At 35.4% G+C, this 17,421-nt stretch carries 13 protein-coding genes; 6 read left to right on the forward strand and 7 right to left on the reverse strand.

The window, feature by feature from the left end:
- Positions 1–31 precede the first annotated feature (31 nt).
- Both GR162_RS07005 and GR162_RS07010 read left to right on the forward strand, forming a co-directional pair.
- Entirely contained in the window at positions 32–949 is a 918-nt protein-coding gene (locus tag GR162_RS07005; protein ID WP_160781523.1) for a type IX secretion system membrane protein PorP/SprF, read from the forward strand.
- Positions 950–960: 11 nt separating this feature from the next.
- On the forward strand, positions 961–2,892 hold the full coding sequence (locus GR162_RS07010; protein ID WP_160781524.1) for an OmpA family protein: 1,932 nt from the start codon (positions 961–963) through the stop codon (positions 2,890–2,892).
- A 14-nt stretch (positions 2,893–2,906) separates the two neighbouring features.
- On the opposite strand, the gene GR162_RS07015 is transcribed toward GR162_RS07010, so the two are convergent.
- From GR162_RS07015 to katG, 3 genes are all read right to left on the reverse strand, one after another.
- Positions 2,907–5,024, reverse strand: a complete 2,118-nt coding sequence (locus tag GR162_RS07015; protein ID WP_160781525.1) for a cation:proton antiporter — start codon at positions 5,022–5,024, stop codon at positions 2,907–2,909.
- Between the two features lie 3 nt (positions 5,025–5,027).
- Complete coding sequence (locus GR162_RS07020) at positions 5,028–5,603, reverse strand: hypothetical protein (protein ID WP_160781526.1); 576 nt, start codon at positions 5,601–5,603, stop codon at positions 5,028–5,030.
- A gap of 121 nt (positions 5,604–5,724) precedes the next feature.
- A complete protein-coding gene (gene katG / locus GR162_RS07025; protein ID WP_160781527.1) occupies positions 5,725–8,001 on the reverse strand; it encodes a catalase/peroxidase HPI in 2,277 nt (758 codons plus the stop codon).
- Between the two features lie 483 nt (positions 8,002–8,484).
- Here katG and GR162_RS07030 point away from each other — a divergent pair, with 483 nt between their 5' ends.
- On the forward strand, positions 8,485–9,273 hold the full coding sequence (locus tag GR162_RS07030; protein ID WP_160781528.1) for a polysaccharide lyase: 789 nt from the start codon (positions 8,485–8,487) through the stop codon (positions 9,271–9,273).
- A 102-nt stretch (positions 9,274–9,375) separates the two neighbouring features.
- On the opposite strand, the gene GR162_RS07035 is transcribed toward GR162_RS07030, so the two are convergent.
- Positions 9,376–9,699: a helix-turn-helix domain-containing protein gene (locus GR162_RS07035; protein ID WP_160781529.1), complete on the reverse strand. Its 324-nt coding sequence runs from the start codon at positions 9,697–9,699 to the stop codon at positions 9,376–9,378.
- A gap of 129 nt (positions 9,700–9,828) precedes the next feature.
- Here GR162_RS07035 and GR162_RS07040 point away from each other — a divergent pair, with 129 nt between their 5' ends.
- Positions 9,829–10,524, forward strand: coding sequence for a hypothetical protein (locus GR162_RS07040; RefSeq protein WP_160781530.1), 696 nt, complete (start codon positions 9,829–9,831; stop codon positions 10,522–10,524).
- Entirely contained in the window at positions 10,521–11,075 is a 555-nt protein-coding gene (locus tag GR162_RS07045) for a hypothetical protein (protein WP_160781531.1), read from the forward strand. The genes GR162_RS07040 and GR162_RS07045 overlap by 4 nt, the downstream gene beginning before the upstream one ends.
- A gap of 303 nt (positions 11,076–11,378) precedes the next feature.
- Here the strand turns inward: GR162_RS07045 and GR162_RS22390 are convergent, their stop codons facing one another.
- The 3 genes from GR162_RS22390 to GR162_RS07060 form a co-directional block, all read right to left on the reverse strand.
- The gene (locus GR162_RS22390) at positions 11,379–12,356 is read right to left on the reverse strand and encodes a GNAT family N-acetyltransferase (protein WP_160781532.1); all 978 of its coding nucleotides are present in this window, start codon (positions 12,354–12,356) and stop codon (positions 11,379–11,381) included.
- A gap of 156 nt (positions 12,357–12,512) precedes the next feature.
- Positions 12,513–13,208, reverse strand: coding sequence for a LytTR family DNA-binding domain-containing protein (locus tag GR162_RS07055; protein WP_160781533.1), 696 nt, complete (start codon positions 13,206–13,208; stop codon positions 12,513–12,515).
- The gene (locus GR162_RS07060; RefSeq protein WP_237421307.1) at positions 13,208–14,911 is read right to left on the reverse strand and encodes a histidine kinase; all 1,704 of its coding nucleotides are present in this window, start codon (positions 14,909–14,911) and stop codon (positions 13,208–13,210) included. The genes GR162_RS07055 and GR162_RS07060 overlap by 1 nt, the downstream gene beginning before the upstream one ends.
- A gap of 75 nt (positions 14,912–14,986) precedes the next feature.
- Here GR162_RS07060 and GR162_RS07065 point away from each other — a divergent pair, with 75 nt between their 5' ends.
- Positions 14,987–17,368: an outer membrane beta-barrel protein gene (locus GR162_RS07065; protein ID WP_160781534.1), complete on the forward strand. Its 2,382-nt coding sequence runs from the start codon at positions 14,987–14,989 to the stop codon at positions 17,366–17,368.
- The last annotated feature ends 53 nt before the right edge of the window (positions 17,369–17,421 follow it).

The raw sequence follows: 17,421 nt of genomic DNA on the forward strand, positions 1-17,421 counted from the left end.
GAAAAAAAATAGTAATCGTAAATATGCTGCTATGAAAATAAAATTATTCTATTTCGCTTTTATATTAATATCCTTTACTGGTTATGCACAGCAGGATGCGCAGTATACGCAGTACATGTATAATACTATCGTTATAAATCCGGCTTATGCAGGATCACGAGGTGCTTTGAGCCTTTTTGGGCTATACAGGACGCAATGGGTAGGTCTGGATGGAGCGCCAGAGACAAGCAGTTTTTCCATCAACACGCCAATAAATAACAGCAGAGTTGGTCTCGGACTTTCATTAGTAAATGATAAAATAGGCCCTACAAATGAAAATAATATATCGGCAGATGTATCTTATACCATACAGACTTCACCCGATTTTAAGCTTTCTTTTGGTATTAAGGGAACAGCCAATATCTTTAACCTCGATGTCAACAAGCTGAATCCAGCAGATCAGGGAGATCCACAGTTTCAGGATTTAGACAATAAATTTTCTCCTAACGTTGGAGCTGGTATTTACTGGCATTCAGACAAGGCTTATATTGGATTTTCGGTTCCAAACTTCATCGAAACCAATAGATATGATGATAATGATGTGGCAATTTATAAGGATAAAATCAACTACTATTTAATGGGAGGTTATGTTTTTAATCTTGATAAGTATCAGTATTATAAATTTAAACCCGCTGTATTGGCTAAAATGGTTGAAGGGGCACCGCTTCAGGTCGATATTTCTGCCAACTTTATGTTTGTTGACAGATTTGTCCTGGGAGTCGCCTACAGATGGAGCGCATCGTTAAGCGCAATGGTAGGATTTCAGATAACTGACGGATTGTATCTGGGTTATGGGTACGACCGCGAAACGACAAAACTGAATAATTATAATTCAGGATCGCATGAGATATTTCTACGTTATGAATTCTTCAAAAATAATGGAAAAATGACAACTCCCCGTTTCTTCTAAAAAAGAATATTATGAAAAATTATAAACTTATATACTTAATAACCTTAAGCGTTTTTTATGGCTATTCGCAAGAATCAAAAGTAAAATCGGGTGACAAAAAATACGATAGCTATGCTTATATAGATGCTATAAAAACATATGAAAGAATCGCTGATAAAGGATACAAGTCTGAAGATCTTTTCAAAAAACTTGGCAACTCTTATTACTTTAATTCAGATTTCGAAGCAGCCGCCAAATGGTACGGCGAACTTTTTGCTCTAAATCCAACTCCCGAAGCCGAGTACTATTATAGATACGCCCAATCTTTAAAATCAACTGGCCAGACTGATAAAGCAAGCGCAATCTTAAATGAATTCAGCACTAAATATAAGAACGATTCCAGAGCAAAACTATATGCTAAAAACACGAATTATCTTGAGCAGATCAAAGCCAATTCTGGACGATATAAAATTGAAGATGCCGGAATTAATTCAAAGTATTCTGATTATGGAAGTTTTGTTTATAATAATAAAATTTATTTCGCATCTGCAAGGGATACAGGAAATTTCAGCAAGAGAAAACACAAATGGACAGGCGAATATTTTACCAATATTTATAATGCCAGTATTGATGCGGCAACAGGAACTCCATCAAAAGTAAATAAAATCAAGTCATTGCTGAACAGCCGTTTCCACGAATCGACCATTATATTTACTAAAAACGGAAAAACGGCATATTTTACCCGAAATAATTTTATCGATGGCAAAAAAGGAAAAGATGACAATGAAATTACACTCGTAAAAATTTACAAAGCTGACTTTGAAAATGAAAAATTCAGCAACATTATCGCCCTTCCCTTTACCAGTGACAATTACACCACTGCTCATCCTGCATTAAGCCCTGACGAGAAAACTTTATATTTTGCATCAGACATGCCAGGCACAATGGGACAATCTGATATTTACAAAGTAAGCGTTAAAGTCAACGGCAGCTTTGGAAGTCCTGAGAATCTTGGTTCTTCAATCAATACTGAAGGTAAGGAAACCTTCCCATACGTAACCAGCGAAAATGAAATTTACTTTGCCTCAGATGGCCATCCTGGACTTGGCGGTTTGGATGTTTTTGTCGGACAAATTGAAAATAACGGCACCATTAGCAACATCCAGAATCTTGGAAGCGATATCAATTCACCAAAAGATGATTTTGCCTATATCATTGATCCGCTTTCCAGACAAGGCTACTTCAGTTCCAATAAAGACGGCGGACAGGGTTCTGATGATATTTATAAATTTACAGAAACACGTCAATTGAAATGTCTGCAGGAATTAAATGGTGTAATAACAGATTCGCAAAGCGGTGTGGTGCTTCCGGGAACGGAACTTACTTTGTATGAAAATCAAAAAATTATAAAATCGAGCATTTCCAATAATAGCGGAGAATATACGTTTGCAGTAGAGTGCGGAAAAACTTATATGGTACGGGCTCAAAAAGTGGAATATGATACTAAGGAAGAATTAGTAACTATTGGAAAAGTATCCGGAAAAACCAATCTTCCCATCGCGCTTGACAAATCAATCTGTAAGGTTACAGTTGGAGATGATTTAGGGAAATGTTTTGGCATAAAAATGATCTATTTTGATTTGGATAAATATAATATCCGCACCGAAGCCGCCATAGATTTAGAAAAAATATTAGATGTTCTAAATCAGCATCCAAATATGAAACTCGACATCCGTTCTCATACCGACAGTAGAGCCTCACATCAATATAATCTGAGATTATCTGGCCAGAGAGCAAAAGCCACTTTAAACTGGCTAATCAAAAACGGAGTCGCCGAGAATCGTTTAACAGCAAAAGGATATGGCGAAACGCAATTGGTAAACAACTGCTCTGATGGTGTGAACTGTTCTGAAGATCAGCATCAGATGAATCGTAGAAGTGAGTTTATTATAACTGGTTTATAAATTTTAATCAATCATTATTTAAAAATATTTCGAATTGCTTTTCCTATTTCTGCAAAATCATCATGACTGCTTACAGATCTTTTTTCTGTATTGTTTGAAGCAATTTTAGAAAAAGGATAAATAAGCATATAATTATTGTTATTAAACCTGTGATTCAAAAGATCTGGAATATCTCTCATTCTGGGAAAATACGAATGCATTCCTCGGTCTCCCATCATAATCACTAGACCCTCGTTTTCTTCAATGGAAAGTGCTGTCTGTTCTGCATTTTCCCAATTTGAGAAAACATCAAATGTGGCTTCTATAGAGGCTTTTTTTGCAATTCTTTTCAGAATATCCAGTGTTTTCTCTTTTCCATAAAAACTCATTTTTGCTCCAGAATTACGGCCTATATTCCAGATTCTTAACATCGAATGAAAAAAACCAGCATCCAGTTCGGCATCTGCTGGTATAAAAACCAAATATCTTTTAATCGTGGCGGCAGGCTGTACGGCGTGATATACCATCAAATTGATGCTTTTATTTCGAAGATAACCGTTATACAAATTATACACAAATGAAGCCGAAAAACCTTTTCCGCCTTCAAGCCCTACAATAAGGTCTGTAATTTCTTTTTCTTTTATCACATTACTTATTCCGCTTGCTATATCATTGTCGTGACGTGTAATTGGGTGCAATTCAACATCGGCAGCAGAAGCGGCTTTAATAGCATTTTCTAAAATCCGTTCGGCATTTTTTTCAGAAGATTCATTGGCATCTTCGTTAATTACATTTACAGCATACAGCTGTTTATTTGCAGAGGACTTTACCATCAGTCCAAGATTGACCATTTTTTCAACAGTAGCCTCATGGTTTACTGCCAAAAGTATATTTTCTTTCTCTTCGTTCTTACCCGATACAGTATTGTCCTTATCTGCCTGCGCTATACGCTGTGCACTTGCCATCGACACAAAAGATGATACGGTACAAGAAACGAGAATAAGAAGAATACTGCCATTCAGCACATGTTCATTTAAAAGTCTTATAGGTTCTCCCGCATCATTTTCTCCAATAATTATATTATATCCCACCATTACAGAAGCCAGCGTAGCTGCCGCAGATGCAGAACTCAGTCCAAAAATCAGCTGACCTTCATCGTTAGTGAGTTTAAATGTCTTTTTCGTCAGCATAGCAGCGACGTATTTTCCTCCAATAGAAGCAATAAGCATAATTGATGCTACCCACAATGTCTCCCAACTTTGTATAAAAGCACTAAAATCAATCAGCATTCCGACACTTATTAAAAAGAAAGGAATAAAAATGGCATTTCCGACAAACTCCACCCTATTCATCAACGATGAAGTATGCGGAATTAACTTGTTTAAAGCCAATCCAGCAAAAAAAGCTCCAATAATAGATTCGATACCTGCCAATTCAGCTAAAAGTGCCGCCAAATAAATCATGACGAGTACAAAAAGATATTGAGAAATTTTATCCTCCACATTTTTAAAAAACCAGCGGGCAATTATTGGAAAAACAAGCAGTACAATTAATGTAAAAATGACCATCGAAACTGATAACTTCATCCAGAAAGCTGTTCCGACTTCTCCCTGTGACATTCCGACTACAGCGGCCAAAACGAGAAGCGAAAGCACATCGGTAATCATCGTTCCTCCCACTGTTATATTAACTGCAAGATTTTTGGCAATTCCTAATCCGCTTACCATCGGGTAAACGATTAAAGTATGTGACGAAAAAAGACTGGCAAAAAGAATTGAGGTAAGCAATGAAAATCCCAGTATATAGTAACCACCAACAAGTCCTAAAATAAACGGAACAGCAAAAGTGAAAATAGAAAAAATAATACTCTTCCATTTGTTCTTTTTAAAATCGACCATATCGATTTCCAGACCCGCTAAAAACATAATGTACAAAAGACCCGTAGTTCCAGTAACTACTACACTGCTATCTCTAGAGAGCACTCCAAAACCATTTGGACCTATTAGCGCACCGGCGATAATAAGTCCCAACAGATGCGGCACTTTAATTTTATTCAATAAAAGCGGAATGCATAAAATGATGATAATTTCGATAAGATACTTTAACAAAGGATCTTCAATAGGAAAACTTATATGATGTATACTCAGCTGCATAAATTACTTTTTATTGGATGGAGTAAGTTCGACTGAGAATTTTGCGATGCAATTATCTTGACCAGTGATGGTCTGGGTACCTTTGATTATATTTTTTTTAATATCATCAAGTACCACGCTAACTTTTATTTTGTTTTTAGCAGAGGCTTCTTTTGCCGAATCCAGCACTATTTTATTCTCAAGATATTGTCCTGTAAAAACCCGTTTAATTTCATTATTGCTCAATACATTGGTATACATTCCTGTCGAATCTGAGCGGAACTCCCAAGTTTCAGTGCGCTGATCGCCAATGACATAATTACTGCAATTCGATTCCCTGCAGACCATTTTGCTGTTCCATGCTGCTTTAAGGTTTTCTGGCCATTCTTTTATTTTAGGAAGCGTGTCTTTTACTGTAGAAAGAGACAGTAAACTGTCTTTCATTTTTAATAGCTTTTCGTATTCTGCTTCTTTATCTTGAAACTGTTTCTCCCTTTCTAAAAGTGAGTTTTCGCGCACAATAAGCTCCTGCTCTTTTTTGTTTCCGCAAGAATATAATGCAAGTATAAAACCGACAAGAATAAGTCCTTTTAAAGTCATAAGAATTGATTTTGGATTCTACAAGTTAAGCAGAAAAATCCTTTTAACCTTCCAAAAACTGATAAAAAAGAAAAAGACGCCAATTATGGCGTCTTTTTACGTTTATTGCTTTTCGCTAATATTATTTTTTCAAATCAAATCTATCCAGATTCATTACTTTAGTCCAAACGGCAATAAAATCATGCACAAATTTCTCATGCGCATCAGATGCGGCATACACTTCTGCAATTGCTCTCAATTCTGAGTTTGATCCGAAAACAAGATCGGCACGTGTTCCTATCCATTTAGGCTGTCCAGTGCTTCGGTCGTTTCCTGTATAAAGTTCTTTATCGTTAGAAACGGCTTGCCATTGTGTGTTCATATCCAAAAGATTTACAAAGAAGTCATTTGTCAGGCGACCTGGTCTAGTGGTAAAAACACCATTTTTGCTTCCGTCTGCGTTAATATCCAAAACGCGAAGACCTCCTAAAAGCACTGTTAATTCTGGTGCAGTAAGAGTTAAAAGATTTGCTTTATCTATAAGAAGCTCTTCTGTTAAAACAGAAGATTTTGTTTTTCTGTAGTTTCTAAAACCATCTGCTTTTGGCTCAAGATATCCAAATGATTCAACATCTGTCTGTTCTGCAGATGCATCCATACGTCCAGGAGCGAAAGGCACAGAAACTGAAGCTCCTGCATCTTTAGCCGCTTTTTCAACGGCAGCAGAACCTCCCAAAACAATTAAATCAGCTAGTGAAACTTTTTTGCCGTCATTTTGCGCTGCATTAAATTCGTTTTGAATGACTTCTAATTTATCTAAAACCACTTTTAATGCAGTTGGATTGTTTACTTCCCAGTCTTTTTGAGGCGCAAGTCTTATGCGTCCGCCGTTTGCACCGCCACGTTTATCTGATCCTCTAAACGTAGAAGCAGAAGCCCAAGCTGTTGAAACTAGTTGAGACACCGTTAAACCTGAATTTAATATTCTTTCTTTCAGCTGCGCTATATCCTGATCATTTATTAGAGTATGATTTACTTCTGGAATTGGATCTTGCCATAACAATTCTTCCGCTGGCACTTCAGGTCCTAGATAAAGAGCGCGTGGTCCCATATCACGGTGAGTCAGTTTAAACCAAGCACGGGCGAAAGCATCTGCAAATTCATCTGGATTTTCTAAAAATCGGCGTGATATCTTCTCGTAAGCTGGGTCCAATCTTAATGATAAATCGGTAGTAAGCATGGTAGGCAAGTGCTTTTTATTAGGATCAAAAGCGTCAGGAATAATAGCCTCTGCATTTTTTGCCACCCATTGATGTGCACCCGCCGGACTTTTAGAAAGTTCCCATTCGAAGCCAAATAAATTCTCGAAAAAGTTATTGCTCCATTGGGTCGGCGTTTTTGTCCAAGTCACTTCAAGTCCGCTCGTAATGGCATCTGACCCTTTTCCTGAACCAAAACTATTCTGCCATCCTAAACCTTGCAATTCTAAACCGGCAGCTTCTGGCTCTTTACCCACATGGCCTGAAGAAGCAGCTCCGTGAGTTTTACCAAAAGTATGTCCGCCAGCTATAAGTGCTACAGTTTCTTCATCATTCATTGCCATACGCCCAAAAGTATCTCTAATATCTTTTGCTGCCGCAATCGGATCTGGATTTCCGTCTGGCCCTTCTGGATTTACATATATAAGTCCCATTTGCACTGCGGCAAGCGGTTTTTCTAGATTTCTACTATGAATATTTCCATCTGCATTATCATCGGATGAAACAACTCCATGATCTTTCGGCACACCTTCAGAGCCATCTTTATAACGCTCGTCACCACCAAGCCAAGTCGTTTCAGATCCCCAATATACAGATTCGTCTGCTTCCCACACATCGGCACGTCCTCCTGCAAAACCGAATGTTTTAAAACCCATTGATTCTAAGGCCACATTCCCTGTTAAGATTAGCAAATCGGCCCATGAAATCTTTTGACCATACTTTTGTTTTATTGGCCAAAGCAATCTTCGCGCCTTGTCTAAGCTCACATTATCAGGCCAGCTATTAAGCGGGGCAAAACGCTGTTGTCCTGCTCCTGCTCCTCCGCGCCCGTCATGAACTCTGTAAGTACCGGCACTGTGCCAAGCCATTCGAATGAAAAGTCCTCCGTAGTGGCCAAAATCAGCAGGCCACCAATCTTGCGAATCAGTCATAAGAGCATGTAAATCTTTCTTTACAGCCTCGAGATCTAAACTTTTAAACGCTTCTGCGTAGTTAAAATCCTTATCCAAGGGGTTTGACAATACTGAATTCTGTCTCAGTATATTTACCTTTAACTGTTTAGGCCACCAGTCACGATTTTTTGTTCCTGAAGCCGCTTGCTTGTCCATGCTCCCATTATGAAAAGGGCATTTGCTGATGTCATTTGATTGATTATCCATAGTTGAAAATTTTTATTTTTGACTAAATTACAAACTAATGAAAGAGAAAATTAGGGCCGCAGATTGTAAATACTACTTCTTAAATAGACAAAATCTATCCATACTCTTTTTCCATATTTAAATTCTTTATAACTCAGATAGTTTTAAAAAAAACGTCCTTATTGATGAAATGATATTTTTCAATATGAGATATTAACTTATAAATTTAATAAAAAGAATCATTTATTTATATAAATTTTTACAGCACAGCTATTTGCAGAAAATATTTTGCTTACACTAAAATATTTCAAAGGAAATAGTGGCATAAATTCTCCCAAAAGAACATAAAAAATACAGTCTGTATTTCTATGTACGTAAAAACGTACTTTATTACTCCTTCCCAAAATTATTATTACCCAACTTTACACTTTCGGTTCCAAATACCATAATCTACTATCTATTACTACTAACTATTAATCGTTTACTAACCTTAAAATTTAAAAAATGAAGAAATTCTTAAAATTAACCAGTATGCTATTAACCATAGCATTAGTTCTTAGTTCTTGCGAAAAAGAACAGGAAGAAGCAAATACGCCCCAAACCGCTAAAAAAGAGGCACAGCAAATCGCTAGTAAAGATACTCTCGCATCTAACTCGGTGCTGGATGGCACCACAGCAAGAGGTACAGCTGGAGCACGAACAATTACATTGCAAACCAATACACTATCTTGCCCTGGCGGTTTATGCACCTCATATGGTGTTTGGTCAACTGGCGTTTATACAGTTTGGTTCCAAATGAAATTTAATAACGGATTTTACTGGAGCCGAGGCGGAAAATGCGGGTACGGAATCTTAATTGGTGACCAAAATACAGGTGGCGATGCCGCATGGGATGGAAATGGCGGAAGCGCCAGATTTATGTGGTATTGTCCAAATGGATCAAACACAGCCAAAGGAAGCGGTGCTTATCTTCAGCCTTATGTATATTATAGAGATCAGCCAGGACAGTATGGAAATGATTTTGGAAAGAAATATTACATTCAAGAAGGTGTTACGTATAACTGCCAGATATCTGTGAAGCTAAATACTGGCTCAAATACAGACGGGTATGTAAAATATTATGTAAATGGCACAGAAATTTTGAATGAAAAAATTCGCTGGGTAACGAACGATTCTAAGCGAAATGTAAATGCTGTAAGCTTTCACACTTTCCGCGGAGGAAGCCAAGATTACTGGACAGCTCCTGTAACAAGTTCTATCTATTATCCGAGCGCTTCTTGGGACGCTTTATAATTTATAAACTTTAAATACAATTTGGACCGGAAAAAATAAATATGCAACTCCGATGCTTTTTATTATTATTAATAAAAAGATCGGAGTTGTTATTTAAAAAAATTAATCCAAAGCCATTTGTTTTTCTCCCCAAATTCGCATTTGATCAATAAACGGAACTAGCTCTTTTCCCGTTTCAGAAAGTCGATATTCTACACGTGGCGGAACCTCTTTATACACTTTTCTTCTAATTAAATCATCAGATTCTAATTCCCGAAGCGTTTGAGTAAGCATTTTTGGAGTTATACCTTCTACAATCCTTTTCAGTTCGCCATATCGCATGATGCCGTCCTTTAAATACCACAAAATTCTTCCCTTATACTTGCCGCCAATTCTTTGAAAAGCATAATCGACAGGACAATAAGCAGATTTATCTTTTTTTATCATTTTTTTCGTTTTTTAACTACTGATAATCAGCATTAATATACTTTTAGTATGTAGATTACCAAATTGTACCTACTTGCCATAAATATATCAATTAATTTACTTTGTATATCTCTTTAAAGGAAAATAAATATGGTTTATACTAAACAAGAATACTCAGAAGATATTAATGTGCTGGAAATTCGAAATTATTTGCTCAAAACTAATTTAGCCGATACATTCAGCAATTATTTCCATTCCAAATTTGTTAATCCCATGAATGAATTGGGGGGATATACTTTAGGCGAATTTAAAATCGATTCTGACAACGATAGATTTGTCTGGTTTCGCGGTTTTAAGGACATGAAAACAAGAGTGAAATTTCTCAACGATTTTTACTGCGAAAGCGATACGTGGAAAAAACACGGAAAAGAAGCAAATGAAATGATGATAAACTCTGACCATGTTTATTTGCTCAAACCTTTATATAAAAATAAAGCTCTTAAAACTGACAAATCTTATACGGTTGTTGATTTCTACATTTGCAACAGCACGATTGAAAAGGTTATAAGGTTATTTGATGAGGAGTACATTCCGTTTTTGAAAGGTTTAAATAGTACTGATTTTTCTTTGTGGATCAGTGAAATGGCAGAAAATGATTTTCCGAGACTTCCTGTTTTTCAGGATAAAAACCTTTTGGTAACCATTACCCATTATAAAGACAAAACCGATTACGAAACAAAGCAAAAAGCAATTCAGGATATGCCATCTGCATTAAAATTTTCCATGCAATCATTGATAACTATTCATAATCAATTACTACTTTTAAACAAAAAAGGTAAAAAATGATACCAACTGAAGATCTAGAAATACCGAAAATAAATTTTGATGTAAATGGAGCCTTAATAATTACACCTTCTGCAACTTCTTCTAAAGATGATTTTGATTTTTTTCAAGGAAAGTGGAAACTCCATAACAGAAAACTTAATTCCAGATTATCCAATTGCACGGAATGGACTGAATTTGAGTCAACTCAAGAAATGTATAAAGTACTCAACGGAATTGGCAATATTGATAATTTTCTAGCCAATTTTGATGGGCAACCGTTTGAGGGAATGACCGTCAGGTTATTTAATCCTAAGACCAAATTATGGAGCATTTACTGGGCAGATTCTAATGAAGGGAGATTAGACGAACCTGTATTGGGTTCTTTTGAAAATAATGTCGGCCATTTCATTACTAAGGATGTTTTTAACGGAAAGGATATTCTAGTGATTTTTCGTTGGGATGCAAGAGACCGAAATAATCCTGTTTGGAGCCAAGCATTCTCTGAAGACAACGGAAGTTCTTGGGAATGGAATTGGTATATGTATATGTCAAAATTTGAAAATGCAGAGTAATTATTTTTAAATTTATTCAGCTGAAGTGATCCAGAAAAGTTAAACTCAAAAAATTACAGCAGGAAAGAACAAGGGAATGGAGATGTATGATTAGACATAATTGAAATTCTTTGATTTGCATTGTATCCAATCTTTGCGGGCACAGATTGCAAATCTGCGCTAACGATTCAGAGTAGATCTGCGCGATCGGAATGCTCTATAATCTATAAAGTTTAAATACAATTTGGACCGGAAATAAAATATACAACTCCGATACTTTTTATCATTATCAATAAAAACATCGGAGTTGTTATTATTTTAACGTTAAAGTGACTTTTTAAAACAAATACTGCTTCCTATACCAGCGTATTGTCCATAATTTTCAGTAATTGCATAATCACTATTTGTATATAATCCAACAGCTTCTATCTGCACATTGCTGGTTTCTAAAACAGTTGATTTGTAGCCTAATTCTTTTGCCCAATTTTCAAGTTCGCTTAAAATTTTACGCGATATGCCTCGTCCTCTAAATTCTTCTGAAACAAACATTCGTTTTACCTCAACAGATTTGTCATCAAATTGTTTGATAGCTCCACAGCCTACTGCAATGCCATTTACATAAGCAATAATAACATGTTTGATACTATCTACCTTATTAAATTGATTAAAATATTCCTGCATATCGCCATTTCTGCTTGCTAGATTTGCATCTAATTTTACAATTAAGCTGGAGAAATCTTCATTTTGAGAATTGGTTCTTACGAGTTTCAACTCTTCTGTATATCCGTATATCTTCATATCAATTAAATCTTGTTCTTTTTTTCTGTAATCTTTCTTTAAAAGTCCTTCGTAAATAAATCCAGAACGTTCGGCTACTTTAATGCTTGCAATATTTTCTACAGCTATTTTCATAAAAAGCCTATTGAACTTCTTTTCTGCAAAACACCAATTTTTGAATGCAGTTAAAGCTTCTGCAGCATAGTTATTGCCATTATATTTTTTGAAAATAAAATAAGCCAATTCACCTTTAGGCACTCTCCAATCAATTTCTCTAACCGATATATGCCCTATAAGCTGATGGTCTTCTTTTGTAAATATACCACAAGCAAAACCTCTATTTTCCTGCCAATCTATCTCCTTCTGTCCTAGATACTTTTTTGTCAATTCTAAATCGCCATTAACTTTTATCATGTTGGCAAAATAATCATATAAATGTTCACGGTTTTCGGTTAAACTTTCTAAGAAGCTATTAGAATCCTCTATTTTGTACGGTCTTATTATAAGGCGTTTGGTAGTAATCATTATTATTATGTCAATTAAAAAGTGATAAAGTATGTGTTAGTTTTTTATGAGGATAAAACTAGACAAAAACGTGATGCTCAAAAATGCTATTTTTTTATTAGTCGATGCTTTTTATGCATTACTTTTTTTAATACTCGCCAATATTTATTAATCAACCTACAGCAGTTTATTTTTAATTTCTTTATACTTAGAACGGCCAATTGGCAATATATCTCCGTTTTTTAACTGCATGCTGTACTTTCCTCCTGCCTCTACTACAATTTTATCTGCTTGCTCCCAACATAGAATATAAGATTTATGTATTCTTTCAAATGTCTCAGGAAGTAGTTTTTCTAAGGCTTCGAGTGATTTGTCGTGAAGTTCTATTTTTTTATTTGACAAATGCAATTCGGTATAAATGCCTGCTCCTTTTATGTATAAGATTTCATTAATTGGAACAAGTCTGAATGTTTTTCCTTTTCTAACTGCCAAAAATCGCACATCTCCTCCTGATTGTTTTTCTTGAGTTGTAAAACGCGTAAAAGCTTGCGCTAATCTGTTTTGGTCGAAAGGTTTAGGCACAAAGTCCAAAACACCATAATTGAATGCCGTAATTGCCTTGTCTGTATAAGCTGAAATGATAATAGTCTGAAATGGACCAGAAACAAAGGTTTGGAGAATTTCAAATCCGTCTTCACCGTTTAGATTTAAGTCTAACAAAAGTAAATCAATCGGATGTTGTTCAATAACAGTCAATCCATTTTCTAGAGAATCTGCAAGGAGAATCTGCACTTCTTTATCAAAGAAGTCACGGGTCATTCTTTCGATTCTCTTTGCAATTCGGGCTTCGTCTTCAATTATCAGAATCTTCATTATTTCTCAAAAATTTTAATGGTTGTCTCCCAGCCTTTTTCTACAGCATGAGAATCAAAAGACCAATTGGTGCCGTAACTCTCCGTTAATCTTGCTTCGATATATTTAAATCCTGTTCCTGTTCGCCGCTCTTTTTTAGTATGCCGATTTTGAGCAAGCGTCAATAAAGTGTATTGTTTAAATTGTTTTTCTTTGGCAAAACTGAGAGAAAAAACAATACAACCTTGTTTTGGAGAAAGACTATGAGTAATTCCGTTTTCAATAATGGTATGAAAAGTTGCTGGCGGAATGGTGTCATTTTCGTCAATTCCTTCTTCCTGCCACTCGTAACAGATTTCTTTTCGAAAAGACATTATTTCCAAATGTCTTCGGCATAAATCAATTTCTTGCCTGATTGGTATAAGCGTATCTTCGGCAATATCATTCATGATATCAAATTCTTCTGCAAGGGCGCGAATAAAAACAACTCCTTCTTTTGGAGATTCTTCGATCCAATCAATCAACGAAGTCAAAGTGTTTCGAAGAAAATGAGGCTGAATATTCTTCTTAATCAGTTCCAACTGTAATCTGGAAGAAAGCAACAGCGATGCATTGTGAGCTTCTTCCATCGCTTTCGCGCGTATAGTATGCAGATAAAGCATACAGAGCACTAAAATTGTAAAAGCAATAAACAATCCGAAATCGTAAAACATAAAATAATTGACTACTACGCCAGCCAATAAACCAGCCGCAACAATTAGTCCGCCTTTTGCTCTTCTAATTGTCGCGTCAATGGCAATTACAATAGAAAAGAAACGAGCTGTAATGGTAAAATAAGCTGCAGAAATATCATAATGCCCATAATAGCCAATATAAACTGCTAAAAGAGTAATAAACAAAAGAACTAAAAACAACTTTTTTCTTTTAAATTCAAACTGCAGCATAAAATACCACGGCACAAGCATTGAAATAGCAAAAGTCAGCCAACCGATGATTTTTAAGCGTGTATAAAACTCATTATAAGGAATATCTAAATAATACTTTACATATTCAATAATTAAAAGGAAGAAGAAAAGCAGACAAATAATTGCAAAAAGCAATACCGCCAATTCTTTTCGAGTACTATTTATATACAGAAAGAAATAATAAACCGATGCAATAAGAAAAGCGCCAGCCATAAGATTCATAAAACCAACAACAATAAGCGGTGACCGATGAAGCTGTAAATAGCTTTTAAGTTTTACGTCTATACCACGTTCTGCTTCTTTACAATAGGTCTGCGTACCAATTAAAGTAACAGTATGTTTTCCGAGATTAGACAGTTTATTTGGTATTTGATAATAGGTTGTTTCTGTTCCTGGCACCTCAACACTTCCTGATTTTGCCATATAACCATTTCTTCCCACAAAAACGCCATCCCAATACACGTCAAAAGCGCCAAAAGCATTAATCTGAAGTCCGAGAGATTCGGCTTTATTTTCACGTTTCTGTATCTCAATTCCTGTTTGAAATTTAAAACTTGAACTGGTTGGCTTACCCCAATTCATCTGCTGATGATCGTAGTCAACATCATAAGTCACGTCAGTTGTAACGTATTTTTTATAATACGAACACGAACTAAACAATAGCAGAAATAAAACGGTAAAAAAGAGAGATTTATACATAAGATAAAGATAAAATAAATATCGAATTGCTAAATGCATTTGAGAAGCTGATAGAGCCATTTGCATGTTTTTGAAAACTGCATTCTGTTTTATGAGGTAATCTTGTACTACAAAATCAATCAAAAATCAATCAAGATGAAATTGCTAATAATCAGTATTTTATTTTTATTTATTCCTTTCTTAGGAATAGGACAGCAAACTGTTGTTTCTGGTAAAGTTCAAGACGGTACAACAAAAGAAGCATTGCCTTATGTAACGGTAACCATACAAGATAATAATTCGAAAATAATTATGGCTGGAGTAACCGATGATCGCGGTTTGTTTAGCTTGGAAGGAATTTTAAAAAATACTTCCATAATTTCTTTTAGCTTAACAGGTTATCAAATTCAGAATCAAACATTAAACAGTATTTTAGAAAAATCAAAAATTGAACTAGGAACAATTAATTTAATCACTAATGTTGTACAGCTAAAAGCCGTAGAAATTAATGGTAAAAAATCGAACATCAGTTTAAAATTAGACAAAAAAATATTTGAAGTCGGTAAAGATGTGCTATCGCAAAATGGTTCTGCTCATGATGTTTTAAATGGCGTTCCGTCAGTTGCAGTTAGTCCCTCTGGAGCAATAAGTCTTCGTGGCAATAGCAATGTTTTGGTATTAATTAATGGAAGGCAATCTGGACTTACTCAAAACAATGCGCTTGACCAGATTGCAGCCGATCAGATTGAGAAAATTGAGGTTATTACCAATCCGTCCTCAAGATACGATGCTGCCGGATCTGCGGGTATTATCAATATTATATTGAAAAAAAACAAAAAAAGCGGTTTTAGCGGTCAGGTTAGATTGGTTGCAGGTTCGCCAAATGACAGCCGTCTTAATCCGAGCCTCAATTACAAATCAAATAAAATCAATATTTTTTCCAATTTCAGCATACGTTCGAGCGATTATGAAGGCTTGTATACTACCGATCAGGTTACAAATAGTGCTACAACGCCAAATTATATGAATCGTGTACAAAATGAAGATCGACATGATGATGGCAAATTGCTTTATCTAGGCGCCGATTATTACATTAATGAACATCAAACTATTACTGCCGCATTTTTAAAGAATGCAACGCACGACAATGACAAAACCAATTTACGGTACAATTACGACAGTGATTTTGGAAATACAGAGCCAGACAGTCTTTTGGTGAGAAACGGAAAATCTTTGGAAAAACGTGCTTACAATCAGTTTGAGTTTAATTATACCCATACTTTCAAACAAAAAGAAAAAAAATGGACTGTAGATGTTCAATACGATTGGTGGGACAGCGATAAAAAATGGGATCTTTCAACACAGCGTTTGCTTCCTGATGCATCTGTTTATCCTGGCATAAGAACAAGTTCAGTAGGCAATAGCAAAGATTTTCTTGCTAAGACTGATTTTGTACAGCCTATTGATAGCGTTTCGGTTTTAGAATTTGGATTAAAAACTGAAATTCGAACTGTTAGTAGCGATTATTTGGCTGAAGAACAAAAAGACAACAGTTGGGTAATTTATCAGAATATCGATAATGATTTAAATTATGATGAATCCATAACGGGTGCTTACGCACAATTTAGCGACAAAATCAAAAAGTTTACTTATATGCTTGGTTTGAGAACTGAGTTTACCAATATTTCCATCAAAGATGCCGAAAATGCTTATAGCGACAAAAAGAAATACAATAAGCTCTTCCCTACTGTAAATTTAAGCTATAAGTTTGATGCTTCGACTTTACAGTTAAATTACAGCAAACGCATTAGACGTCCCTATCTCTATGATTTATATCCTTTTAATGAAGTCACAGATTTGAATGCGCAATACATTGGAAATCCCGATTTGAATCCATCTTACACTGATGCTTTTGAAATGGCATTTCTTAAAACGTGGAAAACATTTACTTTAAATCCTTCTCTTTATTATCAGTATGAAAAAGGTTATATTCAGGATTATACGTATCGTCAGGATGATATTTTCTTGACAACTCCCATAAATATTGATTACGAAATGCGAAGCGGAATTGAATTGTCTACTTTGTACAATCCGTTGAAATGGCTTCAGATCAATGCCGAAATGAACTTTTACAGTTTTAAACAAAAAGGAAATTACATGGGAGAAAATCTGGATTATAATAGCAATAACTTTACTGGACGTTTAAGCACACAGATAAAACTTCCAGCTAAGTTTAGTTTTCAGGGACGATATAATTTTCGCGGAGAAAAACGTAATGCTCAAACAACTATCGAAGCCTTGCAATCGCTTGATTTTGGTTTTAGCAAACTATTACTCAAAGATAAAGCAACTATTGTTTTTGATGTTACGAATGCTTTTAATCTCCGCCAAAATAAAAGCATTACAACGGGAACTGATTATGTAGTTAGAGACAATAGCATTCCTAATGCCGCCAGATATCGCTTGAGTTTTGTCTATCGTTTTAATCTAACCGATCCAAAAGCAATCAGACAGGCGAATGACGCTAATAGAAATTGATTCAAAATTTTTAATTAAAAAAAGTAATCTGTATACAAAAGGTAAATAAGATT

This window comes from Flavobacterium sp. HBTb2-11-1 (assembly GCF_009826975.1).
Lineage (GTDB): Bacteria > Bacteroidota > Bacteroidia > Flavobacteriales > Flavobacteriaceae > Flavobacterium.

What these genes read in the sequence shown, in the direction of transcription:
- GR162_RS07005 (WP_160781523.1), top strand. Translation starts at nt 32, where the DNA reads ATGAAAATAAAATTATTCTATTTCGCTTTTATATTAATATCCTTTACT.
- GR162_RS07010 (WP_160781524.1), top strand. Translation starts at nt 961, where the DNA reads ATGAAAAATTATAAACTTATATACTTAATAACCTTAAGCGTTTTTTAT.
- GR162_RS07015 (WP_160781525.1), bottom strand. Translation starts at nt 5,024, where the DNA reads ATGCAGCTGAGTATACATCATATAAGTTTTCCTATTGAAGATCCTTTG.
- GR162_RS07020 (WP_160781526.1), bottom strand. Translation starts at nt 5,603, where the DNA reads ATGACTTTAAAAGGACTTATTCTTGTCGGTTTTATACTTGCATTATAT.
- katG (WP_160781527.1), bottom strand. Translation starts at nt 8,001, where the DNA reads ATGGATAATCAATCAAATGACATCAGCAAATGCCCTTTTCATAATGGG.
- GR162_RS07030 (WP_160781528.1), top strand. Translation starts at nt 8,485, where the DNA reads ATGAAGAAATTCTTAAAATTAACCAGTATGCTATTAACCATAGCATTA.
- GR162_RS07035 (WP_160781529.1), bottom strand. Translation starts at nt 9,699, where the DNA reads ATGATAAAAAAAGATAAATCTGCTTATTGTCCTGTCGATTATGCTTTT.
- GR162_RS07040 (WP_160781530.1), top strand. Translation starts at nt 9,829, where the DNA reads ATGGTTTATACTAAACAAGAATACTCAGAAGATATTAATGTGCTGGAA.
- GR162_RS07045 (WP_160781531.1), top strand. Translation starts at nt 10,521, where the DNA reads ATGATACCAACTGAAGATCTAGAAATACCGAAAATAAATTTTGATGTA.
- GR162_RS22390 (WP_160781532.1), bottom strand. Translation starts at nt 12,356, where the DNA reads ATGATTACTACCAAACGCCTTATAATAAGACCGTACAAAATAGAGGAT.
- GR162_RS07055 (WP_160781533.1), bottom strand. Translation starts at nt 13,208, where the DNA reads ATGAAGATTCTGATAATTGAAGACGAAGCCCGAATTGCAAAGAGAATC.
- GR162_RS07060 (WP_237421307.1), bottom strand. Translation starts at nt 14,911, where the DNA reads ATGGCTCTATCAGCTTCTCAAATGCATTTAGCAATTCGATATTTATTT.
- GR162_RS07065 (WP_160781534.1), top strand. Translation starts at nt 14,987, where the DNA reads ATGAAATTGCTAATAATCAGTATTTTATTTTTATTTATTCCTTTCTTA.